Annotated in this window: 12 protein-coding genes; 10 read left to right on the top strand and 2 right to left on the bottom strand. The window is 66.6% G+C overall.

The annotated features are described in order from the left end of the window. Positions 1-69: 69 nt before the first annotated feature. The 10 genes from pnp (at position 70) to phhA (ending at position 13,591) form a co-directional block, all read left to right on the top strand. Positions 70-2,364 carry a polyribonucleotide nucleotidyltransferase gene (gene pnp / locus HUW43_RS07515; protein ID WP_188236811.1) on the top strand — a complete coding sequence of 765 codons (2,295 nt, stop codon included), beginning with the start codon at positions 70-72 and terminating at the stop codon, positions 2,362-2,364. Positions 2,365-2,528: 164 nt separating this feature from the next. Continuing rightward, a complete protein-coding gene (locus tag HUW43_RS07510) occupies positions 2,529-3,233 on the top strand; it encodes a peptidylprolyl isomerase (RefSeq protein WP_188236810.1) in 705 nt (234 codons plus the stop codon). A gap of 97 nt (positions 3,234-3,330) precedes the next feature. Then, positions 3,331-4,125: an outer membrane protein assembly factor BamD gene (locus HUW43_RS07505; protein ID WP_188236809.1), complete on the top strand. Its 795-nt coding sequence runs from the start codon at positions 3,331-3,333 to the stop codon at positions 4,123-4,125. 32 nt (positions 4,126-4,157) lie between these two features. Further along, on the top strand, positions 4,158-5,825 hold the full coding sequence (gene recN, locus HUW43_RS07500; RefSeq protein WP_188236808.1) for a DNA repair protein RecN: 1,668 nt from the start codon (positions 4,158-4,160) through the stop codon (positions 5,823-5,825). After that, positions 5,822-6,511 carry a GNAT family N-acetyltransferase gene (locus tag HUW43_RS07495; protein WP_317450840.1) on the top strand — a complete coding sequence of 230 codons (690 nt, stop codon included), beginning with the start codon at positions 5,822-5,824 and terminating at the stop codon, positions 6,509-6,511. The genes recN and HUW43_RS07495 overlap by 4 nt, the downstream gene beginning before the upstream one ends. A 39-nt stretch (positions 6,512-6,550) precedes the next feature. Continuing rightward, on the top strand, positions 6,551-8,695 hold the full coding sequence (gene ligA, locus HUW43_RS07490; RefSeq protein ID WP_188236807.1) for an NAD-dependent DNA ligase LigA: 2,145 nt from the start codon (positions 6,551-6,553) through the stop codon (positions 8,693-8,695). A 72-nt stretch (positions 8,696-8,767) separates the two neighbouring features. After that, positions 8,768-9,160 carry a hypothetical protein gene (locus HUW43_RS07485; RefSeq protein ID WP_188236806.1) on the top strand — a complete coding sequence of 131 codons (393 nt, stop codon included), beginning with the start codon at positions 8,768-8,770 and terminating at the stop codon, positions 9,158-9,160. A gap of 142 nt (positions 9,161-9,302) precedes the next feature. Further along, entirely contained in the window at positions 9,303-11,309 is a 2,007-nt protein-coding gene (locus HUW43_RS07480) for a TonB-dependent receptor family protein (RefSeq protein WP_188236805.1), read from the top strand. Between the two features lie 16 nt (positions 11,310-11,325). Continuing rightward, complete coding sequence (locus HUW43_RS07475; RefSeq protein ID WP_188236804.1) at positions 11,326-12,678, top strand: PepSY-associated TM helix domain-containing protein; 1,353 nt, start codon at positions 11,326-11,328, stop codon at positions 12,676-12,678. A gap of 40 nt (positions 12,679-12,718) precedes the next feature. Beyond that, positions 12,719-13,591, top strand: a complete 873-nt coding sequence (gene phhA / locus HUW43_RS07470) for a phenylalanine 4-monooxygenase (protein ID WP_188236803.1) — start codon at positions 12,719-12,721, stop codon at positions 13,589-13,591. Between the two features lie 35 nt (positions 13,592-13,626). Here the strand turns inward: phhA and HUW43_RS07465 are convergent, their stop codons facing one another. Beyond that, on the bottom strand, positions 13,627-14,598 hold the full coding sequence (locus HUW43_RS07465) for a 50S ribosomal protein L11 methyltransferase (RefSeq protein WP_188236802.1): 972 nt from the start codon (positions 14,596-14,598) through the stop codon (positions 13,627-13,629). Next, the gene (locus tag HUW43_RS07460; RefSeq protein ID WP_188236801.1) at positions 14,599-15,291 is read right to left on the bottom strand and encodes an SDR family NAD(P)-dependent oxidoreductase; all 693 of its coding nucleotides are present in this window, start codon (positions 15,289-15,291) and stop codon (positions 14,599-14,601) included. It abuts the gene before it with no gap. Positions 15,292-15,372 lie beyond the last annotated feature (81 nt).

The raw sequence follows: 15,372 nt of genomic DNA, 5'->3' as shown, positions 1-15,372 counted from the left end.
GCCCCGGGCCGGATTGCCCGGAATCAGAGGCCCCGCCCGGCATAGGGCCCGGCGGGCGAAGGAAAAAGCATGTTTGACGTGAAAAAAGTATCGATCGAGTGGGGCGGTGAAACGCTGACGCTCGAAACGGGCAAGGTTGCCCGTCAGGCCGACGGCGCCGTGATGGCGACGCTGGGCGAAACGGTCGTGCTGTGCGCCGTGACCGCCGCGAAGTCGGTGAAGGAGGGGCAGGATTTCTTTCCGCTCACCGTCCATTATCAGGAAAAATATTCAGCCGCAGGGCGCATCCCCGGCGGCTTCTTCAAGCGCGAGCGCGGCGCGACCGAAAAGGAAACCCTGGTCAGCCGCCTGATCGACCGCCCGATCCGCCCGCTGTTTCCCGAAGGTTTCTATAACGAAATCAACGCCATTGCCCAGGTTCTGAGCTATGACGGCCACAATGAGCCCGACATCCTCGCGATGGTCGCCGCATCGGCCGCGCTCACCATTTCGGGCGTCCCCTTCATGGGCCCGATCGGCGCGGTGCGCGTCGGTTATCTGAACGGCGAATATATCCTTAACCCCACCGACGAACAGGTTGCCGAAGGCGACCTCGACCTGGTCGTCGCGGCGACGCACGACGCGGTGATGATGGTCGAATCCGAGGCCAATGAGCTGTCGGAAGAGGTCATGCTGGGCGCGGTGATGTTCGCGCACGATGCGTGCAAGGAGGTCGTCAAGGCGATCATCAAGCTTGCCGAACAGGCCGCGAAGGATCCCTGGGAGATCGCACCTTCGGACGACAATGCCGCGCTCAAGGACAAGCTCAAGAAGCTGATCGGCAAGGATATTGCCGCCGCTTACAAGCTCACCGACAAGTCGGCGCGCTCGAACGCGCTCAATGCCGCGCGCGACAAGGCGAAGGCGATGTTCGCCGAGGACGGGCTCGACCCGCAGGCCGTGATGGCGGGAATCAAGCTTACCAAGAAGCTCGAAGCCGAAATCGTCCGCACCGCGATCCTGAAGGAAGGCAAGCGCATCGACGGCCGCACCACCACGCAGATCCGCCCGATCGTCGCCGAAACGCACTTCCTGCCCCGCGCGCACGGCTCGGCGCTGTTCACCCGTGGCGAGACGCAGACGATCGCGACCTGCACGCTCGGCACCAAGGATGCCGAACAGATGATCGATGGTCTCAACGGGCTGTCGTATCAGCATTTCATGCTGCACTATAACTTCCCGCCCTATTCGGTCGGTGAAGTCGGCCGCTTTGGCGCGCCCGGCCGCCGCGAAGTCGGTCATGGCAAGCTTGCGTGGCGGGCGTTGCATCCGGTGCTGCCGACGAAGGATGAGTTCCCCTATACCATCCGTCTGACCAGCGACATCACCGAATCGAACGGTTCGTCGTCGATGGCGTCGGTGTGCGGCGGTTCGCTCGCGATGATGGACGCCGGCGTGCCGATCAAGCGTCCCGTGTCGGGCATCGCGATGGGCCTGATCCTTGAGGGCAAGGATTATGCGATCCTCAGCGATATTCTGGGCGACGAGGATCACCTTGGCGACATGGATTTCAAGGTCGCGGGCACGTCCGAAGGCATCACCACGATGCAGATGGACATCAAGATCGCGGGCATCACGCGCGAAATCTTCGAGGCTGCGCTCGCGCAGGCCAAGGAAGGCCGCGCGCACATCCTGGGTGAGATGAACAAGGCGCTCGGCGAAGTCCGCAGCGAATTGTCGGCGCACGCGCCGCGGATCGAAACGATGCAGATCGACAAGGCAAAGATCCGCGACGTCATCGGCACCGGCGGCAAGGTGATCCGCGAGATCGTCGCGACCACCGGCGCCAAGGTCGACATCGACGACGAAGGCCTCATCAAGATTTCGTCGAGCGACCTCGACCAGATCGAGGCGGCGCGCAAATGGATCGCGGGCATTGTCGAGGAAGCGGAAGTCGGCAAAATCTATGACGGCAAGGTCGTCAATCTTGTCGATTTCGGGGCGTTCGTGAACTTCATGGGCGGCAAGGACGGCCTTGTCCATGTTTCGGAAATCAGGAATGAACGTGTCGAAAAGGTCACCGACGTCCTGTCCGAAGGGCAGGAGGTCAAGGTCAAGGTGCTCGAGATCGATCCGCGCGGCAAGGTTCGCCTGTCGATGCGCGTCGTCGATCAGGATACTGGCGAGGAACTCGAAGATACCCGCCCGGCGCGTGAACCGCGCGGTGATCGCGGTCCGCGGCGTGACGGCGAGAACCGCGGCGACCGCGGCCGCGGCGGCCGCGACCGTGGCCCGCGTCGTGACGGCGGCGATCGCGGGTCCCGCCGTGAACGCAGCGAAGGCCCGGAAGACCAGGGCCATGTGCCCGACTTTCTGAAAGACTGAGTCTTTCGATAGGCGAACAGCGAAGGGGCTGCCGAGAGGCGGCCCCTTTTTTGCGGAATGGCGGCTTTGGGGTGGGGAATGGACAAGGCCGGTCCCTGCCCAAGGCGGACCGGCCCGTCGCCGGGCGACAGGAAAGCACTCGCGTCGGCGGCGCAGATGCGTTTATGATCGGGGTTATGCTGAACCTTGTCGCCATCTTCTTCTTCGCCGCCCAATCGCCGTCACTTCCCCCGCAGGCCACGCAGTTGCCGCCGGCCGTGCCGCCGGTGCCCGCGCCCGTCGCGCCGGTCGTCGCGGTCGACACGCGGCCCCATGTCGCGCTTACCACCGATCTTGGCACGATTACCGTGCGGATCGAGGACAAGCGCGCGCCGGTCACCGCCGCCAATTTCCTTCGCTATGTCGATACGAAGCGGATGGACGGGTTCCAATTCTATCGCTCGACCCGAAGCTGGGGGCCTGCGAACCAGCTGATCCAGGCGGGCAATCGTGGCGATGCAAGAAAGAACTTCCCGCCCATCGCGCACGAGCCGACAACCAGCACCGGCCTCACCAATTGCAAGGGCGCGCTGTCGATGGCGCGGCTCAATCCCGGTGACGCAACCACCGACTTTTTCCTGCTGCTCTCCGACATCAAGGGCTTTGACGCCGATGCGCCGGGGGGCGACGGCGCCGGTTTTGCCGTGTTCGGCGAAATCGTCGCGGGCGCCGATGTCGCCGCAGCAATCTTCAACGCGCCGATATCGCCCACCGCAGGCGAGGGGGTGATGGCGGGGCAGATTCTTGACCCGCATGTGACGATCAGGACGGCGCGCCGCGTGCCCGCGCCGGCCGATGCGCCAGCGGGCTGTGTGGTCAAGGCGGGATGAGGCGGCCTGCCGCTTGTTCCCGCAAGGCGATGTCGAAACCCGACGGGGCGCCCATCATTTATTTTGCGTTCATCCGCGCTGTGGCTATACCGCGCGCATGACTCATTTTGCTCCTTCGCGCGCCGCCGTGCGCCTGTTCGCCGCCGCATTCGTGATGACGCCCATGCTCGCGGCCTGCGCCGGGGGCGGCGGGGTCAAGCAGGATACGCGCTATGTCGCGCGCGACGTCAACACGCTTTACCGCGCCGCGCAGGATCGGCTCGACCGCGGGCAATATGGCCTGGCTGCCGCGTTGTTCGACGAAGTCGAGCGCCAGCACCCCTATTCGCCCTGGGCACGCCGTGCGCAGCTGATGAGCTCGTTCAGCTATTATATGGACCGCGAATATACCCCGGCGATCGAAGCCGCGCAGCGCTTCCTCGCGATCCATCCAGGCAACAAGGACGCGCCCTATGCCTATTATCTGATCGCGCTCAGCTATTATGAGCAGATCAGCGACGTGACGCGCGACCAGCGGATCACGCAGCAGGCGCAGGCGGCACTCGGCGAAATCATCCGCCGCTATCCCGACAGCCGTTATGCCGCCGACGCGCGGCTGAAGCTCGACCTGGTGCAGGATCATCTCGCGGGCAAGGAAATGGAAATCGGGCGTTTCTATCAGCGCAGCTCGAACTGGCTCGCCGCGTCGATCCGCTTTCGCGAGGTCGTCGACAAATATCAGACGACCAGCCACGCGCCAGAGGCGCTCTACCGTTTGACCGAATCCTATCTTGCGCTTGGCATTCCCGAAGAAGCGAAGAAATCGGCGGCGGTGCTCGGTGCCAACTATCCGGGCAATGAATGGTATGAGCGCGCGTACAAGCTGATGCAGAAACACGCACCGAGCGCATAGATTCTGCCTTTGTTCTGCGGTAAGGACGGCGCGTGCTGACCGCATTGTCCATCGCCAACATCGTTCTGATCGAACGGCTCGACCTCGATTTCGAGGGCGGGCTGGGCGTGCTGACCGGCGAGACGGGGGCCGGGAAATCGATCCTGCTCGACGCCCTGGGCCTCGCGCTCGGCGCGCGCGCCGACAGCGCGCTGGTGCGGCAGGGGAGCGGGCAAGCACAGGTCACCGCAAGCTTCACCGCGCCCGCCGCGGGCAGCGCGCTTGCGGCCTTGCTGGCCGACAATGACATCCCGCAGGGCGTCGGCGAGCCGTTGATCGTGCGCCGCACGCTGAAAGCCGACGGCGGCAGCCGCGCCTTTCTGAACGACCAGCCCTGTTCGGCGGCGCTGCTGCGCGAGGTCGGAGCGCATCTGGTCGAAATCCATGGCCAGCATGACGACCGCGGCTTGCTCGCGCCCGCGGGGCACCGCGCGCTGCTCGACGCCTATGCGCGCGCCGACACCGCCGCGGTCGCCGCCGCCCATGCCGCGTGGCGCGCCGCCGAGGCGAAGCTTTCCGCCGCCCGCGCGGCCATTGTCGAGGCCGAGCGCGACCGCGAATGGCTCGAACATTGCGTCGCCGAACTGCGGGCGCTCGCTCCGCGGCCGGGCGAAGAGGCCGAACTGGCCGAAGCGCGCGCCGCGATGCAAAAGGGCGAACGGCTCGCGGGCGATCTTGGCGCGATCATGCAGGCGTTCGACGGCAGCGAAGGCGGCCCTGCGCTGCTGCGCGGCGCGGCGCGGCGACTGGACCGGCTTGCGGGCGACCATCCGCTGCTTGCCGAGGCGCTCGCGTCGCTCGACCGCGCGATCATCGAGGCCGACGAGGCCGAGACGAAGCTGCACGACGCGGCGCGCGCGCTGGAATATGACCCTGAACGGCTCGAGGCGGCCGAGACGCGGCTGTTCGAGCTTCGCGCGATGGCGCGCAAGCATGGCCGCCAGCCCGACGAGCTTGCCGATCTGGCGGGCGAGCTGGCCGCGCGGCTCGACGCGATCGAGGGCGGCAGCGCGGGACTTGCCCGGCTCGAAGCCGCGGTGGCCGAAACGGCGGCAGCCTATACCCACGCCGCAACGGCGCTGTCCGACCAGCGCGCGAAGGCGGCGGCACGGCTCGACGCGGCCGTGGCGGCCGAGCTGGCGCCCCTGAAGCTCGACGCGGCGCGTTTCCAGACGCTCGTCGAGCGGCTTCCCGCCGACCGCTGGGGCCCCGACGGGATGGACCGCGTCGAGTTCCTGATCGCGACCAACCCCGGCGCGCCCTTTGCCCCGCTTGCCAGGATCGCCAGCGGCGGCGAATTGTCGCGCTTCATCCTGGCGCTCAAGGTCGCGCTCGCCGAAGAGGGCGGCGCCGACACGATTATCTTTGACGAGATCGACCGCGGTGTTGGCGGCGCGGTAGCCAGCGCGATCGGCGAGCGGCTGGCAAGACTGGCCGGTGCGGGCAAGCAGTTGCTGGCGGTGACGCACAGCCCGCAGGTCGCGGCGAAAGGCGCCTTTCACTTCGTCATCGCCAAATCGAGCGAGGGGACCATCACGCGCACCAGCGTCCACGCGCTCGACGATAGCGGCCGCCGCGAAGAAATCGCGCGGATGCTGTCCGGCGCGGAGGTGACCGAGGAAGCGCGTGCCCAGGCAGAGCGGCTGCTGGAGGTGGCGTGACCTCGCCCCACCCCCTCGATCGTCCCGTCTGGTCGATGCTCACCGGGCGGCAGGCGCATCTGGCCGAGGGCGACGCGCGGGCGCTGCGGATCGACCGCGGCTATGGCGTGTTCGGGGTCGCCGCCGATACGGGCGCCGAGGCGCAGGCGGCCCTTGCTGCGCTGGTGCCCGCCGACGGCGAACTCTGGATCGTCGAGGGCGATCCCTGGCCGGTGCCGCCGGGCGTGCGCGAGGTGAAGCGCGCGGTGCTGGCGCAGATGGTTGCCGAAGGACCGCCGCCCGCGGCGCGCGACGGCGAACCGACGATCATCGCTTTGCACGATTCGGACGCGCCCGAAATGGCGGCGCTTGCCGATCATGCCCAGCCGGGGCCGTGGGGACCGGCGACGCACCGTTATGGGCCCTTTTTCGGGGTTCGCGAAGACGGGCGCCTGCTTGCGATGGCGGGGCAAAGGATGCTGATGCCCGGCATGGCAGAGGTCAGCGGCGTTGCAACCTGGGCCGATTGCCGCGGGCGCGGGCTGGCGCGCGCGCTGATCGGCCATGTCATGCGCGAAATGGTCGCGCGCGGCGAAACGCCTTTCCTGCACAGCTATGCCGACAATGCGGGCGCGATCGCGCTGTATGAATCCTTGGGCTTTCGCATCCGGCGACACGTGCATGTGCTGGTGATCGCTGCGAATTGAGGCTCGCGCCGCGCCCGCGCTGGTGGCAAAAGCGCTGCCATGAAGGATATGGAATCGCTGACCGAGGCCGAAGCCGCGAACGAGTTGATGCGGCTCGCCAAACAGATCGCGCGACACAACAAACTTTATCACGCCGAAGACAGCCCGGAGATTTCGGACGCCGACTATGATGCGCTGGTCCGCCGCAACAATGCGCTGGAGGAGGCCTTTCCCCACCTGATCCGCGCCGACAGCCCGAACGTCCAGGTCGGCGCCGCGGTCGAAGCCTCGCCACTCGCCAAGGTGACGCACGCGCAGCGGATGATGAGCCTCGACAACGCCTTTGCAGCGGAAGACGTCGAGGAGTTTGCGGCGCGCGTGCGGCGCTTCCTCAATCTTGGCGAAGGCGAGACGATTGCATTCACCGCCGAGGACAAGATCGACGGGCTTTCCTGCTCGCTCCGTTATGAAAAGGGCAAGCTCGTTCAGGCGGCGACGCGCGGCGACGGCACGGTCGGCGAGGATGTGACCGCCAATGTGCGGACGATTGCCGACATCCCGCAGAATCTGACCGGGGATGCGCCCGACGTGTTCGAGATCCGGGGTGAGGTTTATATGGCGAAGGCCGACTTCGCCGCGCTCAATGCCCGGCTGCTGACCGAGGCCGACGATCCCGAAAAGGCGCGCCAGTTCGCCAATCCGCGCAACGCCGCCGCGGGATCGCTGCGCCAGAAGGATGCCGCCGTCACCGCGTCGCGCCCGCTGCGCTTCCTTGCGCACGGCTGGGGCGAGGTGAGCGCGCTGCCCGCCGACACCCAATATGCGGTGATGAAAGCGATCGAGAGCTGGGGCGTGCCCGTGTCGCCGCGCTTGCGGCGCTGCGGCGACGTCGCCGAACTGCTGGACCATTACCGTGCGATCGAGGCCGAGCGGGCCGATCTGCCCTATGACATCGACGGCGTCGTCTACAAGGTCGACCGGCTCGACTGGCAGGAGCGGTTGGGGTTCGTCACCAGGGCGCCGCGCTGGGCCATCGCGCATAAGTTCCCCGCCGAACGCGCGCAGACGACGCTGGAAGCGATCGACATTCAGGTCGGCCGCACGGGGAAACTGACGCCGGTGGGGCGGCTGACGCCCGTTACCGTCGGCGGGGTCGTCGTTTCCAACGTCACGCTCCACAATCGCGATGAGATTGGACGTCTTGGCGTGCGCCCCGGCGACCGCGTCGTGATCCAGCGCGCAGGCGACGTGATCCCGCAGGTCGTCGAAAATCTGACCCGCGACGAGCAACGCGCGCCGTTCGTCTTTCCCGACCACTGTCCGGTGTGCGGCAGCGAGGCCGTCGCCGAAGAGGGCGAGGTCGATGTGCGCTGCACTGGCGGGCTGATCTGTAACGCGCAGAAGTTCGAGCGGCTGCGCCACTTCGTCAGTCGCGGCGCGCTCGACATCGAGGGGCTGGGCGAAAAGAGCATCGCCGAATTTCTGGCGCTTGGCTGGCTCGACAAGGGGCCGGCGGATATTTTCCGGCTGCACCGGCACCGCGACGAATTGATCGCGCGCGAAGGGTGGAAGGAAAAATCGGTCGACAATCTGTTCGCCGCGATCGAAGCAAAGCGGCAGCCCGACGCCGCGCGCCTGCTGTTCGGCCTGGGCATCCGCCACATCGGCGCGGTGACCGCGCGCGACCTGATGAAGGGTCTGGGCGACATCGCGCGGCTTCCCGACAAGGCTGCCGAACTCAATGCCTGGATTGCCGCCAATCCGCGGGAAGATGGCGAATCCGACGGCAAATATGCGGCGCGCAAGCTCGACGCGATCAAGGCGATTCTGGAGGTGCGCGCCGACGGCATCGGCCCCGCGGTTGCCGAAGCGCTCGGCGACTTCTTTCACGAACCGCATAATCGCGCGCTGTGGGACGATCTGCTCTGCGAAGTGTCGCCGCCGCCCTATATCGTCGAAACGCGCGACAGCGAGGTGTCGGGCAAGACCGTCGTTTTTACCGGCAAGCTGGAAACGATGAGCCGCGACGAGGCGAAGGCGCAGGCCGAAGCGCTGGGCGCGAAGGCCGCGGGCAGCGTCAGCGCCAAGACCGACCTGGTTGTCGCCGGCCCCGGCGCGGGATCGAAGCTCAAGCAGGCGGCGGCGCTCGGCATCCGCGTGATCGACGAGGCCGAATGGGCGGCGATCGTCGCGGCGGCGGGCTGAATCTGCGAGGGCCGTGCGCCAGGACAATTTGTCCGCTTGCCAGCCGCGCAGTCGCGCCATAGGGCGCGCGCCGTGAGCCTGCTCGCCGCCTTTCGCCGTCCCGGCATCCTGCTTCTGCTGCCGGTGCTGCTGGCGCTCGCGGCGCGGATGCTCGTCGCGCCGGGCTGGATGATCGAAAGCGATGCAAGCGGGTCGATCACCGTGCGCATCTGTTCGGACCCCGCGAATCCCGGCGCGACGATGACGATCCCGATCGAAAAAATCGGGGAGCACGACAGGATTGAAGGGCAGCAACATTGCCCGTGGGGCGCGCTCGCCCATGCGCCGATCCTTCCCGACCCACCGGTTCTGGCTGCCGCGGCGACCGGACCCGAACCCGCGCGGCTTGCGCTGCCGTCGCCGGGCTTTGCCCCCGGCATCGCATCGCCGCTGCCGCCCAGCACCGGACCCCCATCGCTAAGCTGAGATCGCGTCAGCCCGGCGAAAGCCGGGTTATCGCCCTTGCGCCCTGACGCAGCTTCGAGATTCCGGCCTTTGCCGGAATGACGAATGATGTGCCGCGCCGTCTTGCGCGGCGCCATACCAGTTTTCCGGGGAAGATATTTCCATGACCATATTCGCCACTCGCGCGGCGCCCTTGCTGGCGCTCGCCACCAGCCTTGCCGCCAGTCCCGCGCACGCCGACGAAGCGGCCGACGCCACCATCATCGTCACCGCGCCGCAGCTTGCCGACCAAGCCGAGCAGCGCGCAGCCAAAACCGCGGGCGGCACCGATGTCGTCCGCCACCAGGACTATGCCGACAAATCGATCGTCAGCTTGCGCGACACGCTGGCCTTTTCGCCGGGCGTCTATCTCCAGCCGCGTTACGGGCAAGAGGTTCGCATTTCGATCCGCGGATCGGGGCTGTCGCGCGGCTTTCATATGCGCGGGCTCACGCTGCTGCAGGACGGGGTGCCGATCAACCTGGCCGATGACAATGGCGATTTCCAGGAACTCGAACCGATCTTTTTCGATCATCTTGAGGTCTATCGCGGCGCCAACGCCTTGCGCTTCGGGTCGGGCACGCTCGGCGGTGCGGTCAATGGCGTGACCCCGACCGGGCGCACCGCCGAGGGTTTCTACCTGCGCGGCGATGTCGGCAGCTTCGATAGCTGGCGCGGGCTGGTGTCGGCGGGCGGCGCCGGTGAGCGCGTCGATGCATGGGGAGCCGTCAGCGCCGATACATCGAGCGGCGACCGCGACCATGTAAACCGGCGCAGCTTTCGCTTTCACGGCAATGTCGGGCTGAAGCTCAGCGACGTGGTTTCGACGCGCTTCTATGCCAGTTACAATGACATCAAACAGGAAATCCCCGGCGCGCTGACCCTCGCTCAGGCGCTGACCACGCCGCGCATGGCGAGCGCGGCGGCGGTGGCGGGCGATCAGGCGCGCGATATCGTGTCGCTGCGGCTCCAGAACCGCACCTCGTTCGACTGGGGCGCGTTCCGGCTCGACGTTGGCGGGTTTGTCAATGCCAAGTCGCTGTATCACCCGATCTTTCAGGTAATCGATCAGGATTCGCTCGACGCCGGCGGCTTTTTCCGCGCCGATTATGCGGCGGGGTCTGTCGAGGTGACGTTGGGCGGCGAACTGCGTCGCGGCAGCACCGACGCGCGGCAATATGTCAATATCGCCGGATGGCGCGGGGCCCTGCTGTTCGATGCCGACCAGACCGCCCGCACCGCCAGTATCCATGGCGAGGTGCGGGTTCGGCCGACCCGTCAGCTGACCTTGATCGCGGGCGGGGTCTATGCTGACGGTTTCCGCAAGCGGCGCGTCAATGTGTCGACGTCGCGCGACGGGCGGATCGACTTCGACGCCTTTTCGCCCAAGCTTGGGGTGCTGTTCGAACCGAACGCCGATGTGCAGTTCTTTGCCAATTACAGCCGCTCGGCCGAATTTCCGGGCTTCGGCGAAGTGTTCCAGACGATCGGCACCCCGCCGGTCAGCCAGATCGTCTCGACGATTCGCCCGCAGCGGGCGTGGACGGCCGAGGTCGGGACGCGCGGCAAGGCCGGGGTCGTCCGCTGGGACGTCGCGTTCTATCGCTCGACGCTGAGGGGCGAATTGCTGCAATTCACCACCAACGCCAGCATTCCGGCAGCGACCTTCAACGCCGATCGCACGCTGCATCAGGGGGTCGAGGCGGCACTGGAAATCGCGCCGACGGGCTGGCTGCGGCTACGGCAGGTTTATACCTGCAGCGACTTCCGCTTTCGGGGTGACAGCCAGTTCGGCAACAACCGCCTGCCGGTGGTGCCCAAGCATGTCTATCGGGCCGAAGCGCGGATCGGCAGCGACGCGCTGCATATCGCGCCGAATGTCGAGTGGGTGCCCGATGGACCGTTCGCCGACTATCGCAACCTCGTCCAGACACCCGGCTATGCCTTGCTGGGCGTGACCGGCGGGGCGCGGGTTGCCGAGGGCATCGACGCCTTTGTCGATGTCCGCAACATCACCGGCAAGAAGGCGATCGGCGACATCAGCGCCGCGATCACCGTGACCCCGGCATCGGCGATCTATTACCCCGTCGAGCGCCGCGCGCTGTCCGCCGGCATTCGCGCGCGCTTCTAAAGGGGAGGAACAGGGGATGGCTGACATCTGCCGCATTCCGCTCTATCGCACGATCTGGCGCTGGCATTTTTATGCCGGGCTGTTCGTCATCCCCTTTATCCTTATGCTGTCGGTGACGGGCGCGGCCTATCTGTTCAAGCCTGAGCTGGACCGGTGGCAGGAGCGTGAATGGCGCGGCCTGCCGGTCGCCGAGCGAGTCGACGCCGACGCGCAGGTGACGGCGGCGCTCGCCGCCTTTCCCGGCGCCAGCTTTCATTATTACCGGGTGCCAGAGGCGCCGGGCGATGCGGCGATCGTCCGTGTCGGCCTGCCAAATGGCACGATGCGCGATGTCGCGGTCGCGCCGCGGGGCCGAGTGATCGGATCGGTCAATCCCGACGACCGCATTTCGGCGTGGCTGGCGAAAATCCATGGCAGCCTGTTGATTGGGCGCGCGGGCGGCATAATTGTCGAACTGACGGCAAGCTGGGCGATCGTGATGATCCTGACCGGACTGTATCTGTGGTGGCCGCGCGGGCGCGGGCCGGCGGGGGTCGTGTGGCCGCGGCTGCGGCTGGGCGGTCGCACGGCGCTGCGCGACCTGCACGCCGTCACCGGTTTCTGGGTGTCGGGGCTGGCGTTGGTGCTGCTGCTCACCGCCTTGCCGTGGACTGATGTCTGGGCGCAGGGCTTTCGCGCAGTGCGCGCCGAAATGGGTTGGGTGCAGGGCGCTCAGGACTGGAAAAGCGGCGGTCATGCCAGCCATCACGCCGCGCATGACCACAGCGCGGTGGCAAAGGCGACGCCCGCGCCGGTCGCGAACGATACGCCGCGCGTCCCGCTCGACCGCATCGTGTTGCGCGCGCGAAACGAAAATCTGCCTGCGCCGGTGATCATCCAGCCGCCGGGGGCGCCAAATATGTTCGGGCCGCCCAATGGCAACGCCTGGACGCTGACCACCCAGACGCAGAACCGCCCGCTGGTGCGCAAGGTGAGCTATGACGTCGTGACCGGGATCGAGGTGTCGCGCAGCGGCTTTGCCGACAAGCATGTCATCGATCGCATCGTCGGCATCGGCGTCGCCTGGCACGAGGGCGCGCTGTTCGGGATCGTCAGCCAGCTGATCGGGGTGCTCACCGCGCTGATGCTGATGATTGTCGCGGTATCGGGGTTCCTGATGTGGCGCCGTCGCAAGCCGGAGGACATGCTGGGCGCGCCGCCGCTGCCGCGCGATCCGGCCAGGCTCAAAGGCGTGGCGGCGATCACCCTGCTGCTCGCGGCGCTGTTGCCGCTGCTCGCCGCATCGCTGGTCTTGCTATGGATTGTCGATCGGCTCATCATTCCGCGCCTGCCGCGCGCCGCCGCCTGGCTGGGGGTGGCTCGCGCATAAATGGTTTCTTTTGAAACCAGTTCATGATAGGTCATGGTTCATGAAAGATGGTTTTACCCATGTTCACGAAACGCCGCCGCCGGGCGCCGCTGCCGACTGGACGATTCCGCAGAATTGGGACGCCTTCACCGCCGACGAACATGCGATGTGGGACAAGCTGTTCGCGCGCCAGTCGGCGATGCTGCCCGGACGCGCTTCAGAGGCATTCCTGCGCGGCATCGACGTGCTCAAGCTCGAAAAGCCGGGGATTCCCGATTACCGCGAGCTCAACGCGCGGCTGATGGCGGCGACCGGGTGGCAGGTCGTCGCTGTGCCGGGACTGGTGCCCGACGACGTTTTTTTCGACCATTTGGCGAACCGGCGCTTTCCCGCGGGCAATTTCATTCGGACCCCCGACCAGCTCGATTATCTTCAGGAACCCGATGTCTTTCATGACGTGTTCGGTCATGTCCCGATGCTCGCCGACCCGGTGTTCGCCGACTATATGGTGGCTTATGGCGAAGGAGGCCTGCGCAGCCTGAAGTTCGATGCGCTGAAACAGCTGGCGCGGCTTTACTGGTATACGGTCGAGTTCGGACTGATCCGCGAAGCCGGGGCCTTGCGCATCTATGGCGCGGGCATCGTTTCCTCCTACGCCGAAAGCATTTTTGCGCTGGAATCGGACAGCCCGAACCGCATCGGATTCGACCTCGCGCGTGTCATGCGCACCGACTACCGGATTGACGATTTTCAGCAGAATTATTTTGTGATCGACAGCCTCGAACAGTTGCTCGACATAACGGTAAACACCGACTTCGCGCCGCTCTATGCCGCGAACGCAGCGTTGCCGCCGATCCCCATTGCCGACATTCTGCCTGGTGACAGGGTGATTACGCGCGGGACGCAGGAATATGCCCTCGCGAAAAGCGGGTAAACAATGCCCTTTCCCATGAAGGGAGAGCGACGTTTTTACCAGCTGCCGAAACTGGCGTCCGCCGGATTCGCCCGGTGGAACGCCCGTTCCTTGCGGCGCCAGCCATAACGGCGGCGCTTGACGAGCAGCAGGCATGGCCATTCGGCGCTGCCGCCGCGCGCGGCGAGGCGGAACCCCTGTGCGCGATAGGCGGCGAGCACCGGTGCCATCTGCCGCGCGATCAGCCCCGCGAGGATCGCATGGCCAGCCGGCGCGGTTGCCGCGGCGATGTCGGGGGCGAGCGTTATCAGCGGTCCGGCAAGGATGTTCGCGATGACCAGGTCATAGGGTGCGCGGTGGCGGATCGCGGGATGGTCGGTGCCCGGCGCGACCGCAAGCGTAAGCCGCCCGCCGCCGCGACCCAGCGGGACGCCGTTGATCGCGGCGTTTTCGCGGGTGACAAGGATGCTCGCCGGGTCGATGTCCGACGCGATCACCCGCGCGCGCGGCCAGAGCGCCACCGCTGCGAAGGCGAGCAGACCGGTGCCCGTGCCGATGTCGGCGATGTTGCGCGGATTCCCGCCCCGCCGCGCAAGCCGGTCCAGCATCGCAAGACAGCCCGCCGTCGTATCGTGCCCGCCGGTGCCGAACGCCTGGCTCGCGTCGATCAGAAAGGGGGTCGTGCCAGGCGGTATGCGGTCGGCAAAGCTGCTGCTATGGACAAAGAAACGGCCCGCGCGGACGGGTTCGAGGCCCTGCTGCGATATCGTGACCCAATCCGCGTCGGGCAATGGCTCGACGATCGGCCTATCGTCCCTGGCGCTCGGAACGAGCGAGCGTAGAAGGTCCAGCAGCGCCGCGTCGGGCTTGTTGTCCAGATAGACGTCGAGCTGCCACCGCCCCGAATCCTCGTCGACCTCGCGCGTAACCACCACCGGGGGCTGGGGCAGTGCGTCGAGTGCCGGTATCTCGCCCGACAGCGCTTCGGCCTCGGCGCGGGTGCAGGGGAGGGAAGCGATCCAGTTCATTCAGCGCACATAGCTCGCGCCATTGATGTCGAGCACCGCGCCGGTCATCGACGCGGGCGCCTCCATCGCGCACCAGCGTGCCGCTTCGGCCACTTCATCGGGCGCCGCGACGCGTCCCAGCGGAATGTCGGCGAGCAGTTTATCGCCGCCGCGGCTTTCCAGATACTCTTCGGCCATGCCGGTCATGGTGAAGCCGGGGCATATGGCAAAGGCAAGGATGCCGTCCTTGGCATAGGCGCGCGCGATCGTCTTGGTCATCGCAACCATTCCCGCTTTCGATGCGGCATAGTGCCAGTGCGCGGGGCTGTCGCCGCGATAGGCCGCCCGGCTCGCGATATTGACGATGCGTCCGCCCGATCGGCGCGCCTGCCAGTGCAGCACCGCACGGCGGCAAAGCTGTGCGCCGGCGGTGAGGTTGACCTGCATCGTGCGGTTCCAGCTCGCGAGCCAGTCGGCGTCGTCGGCGTCGATCGGGTTTGCCTCGAACACCCCGGCGTTGTTGACGATTATGTCGATACGCCCGTCCAGCCGGTCGAGGCTCGCCTGCCACAGAAGGTCGGGGGTCGCGGGGTCGGAAAGGTCGCCGTCGGCGCTCGACAGCGCGACCACCTTCCTTGTGTCGGCGCTCAGCGCCTTGGCGATCGCCGCGCCAATGCCGCGGCTTGCGCCGGTGATCAGGATATGGGTTGGCATGATGCGGCTTTAGGCAGCGGGACCGGGCTTGCCAAGCGGGCGCATCCCCAAAAACTCGTCATCCCGACCTTCGCCGGGATG

It is taken from the genome of Sphingopyxis sp. LK2115 (assembly GCF_014595975.1).
GTDB lineage: Bacteria > Pseudomonadota > Alphaproteobacteria > Sphingomonadales > Sphingomonadaceae > Sphingopyxis.
This window is presented reverse-complemented; position numbering and strand designations above follow the sequence as displayed.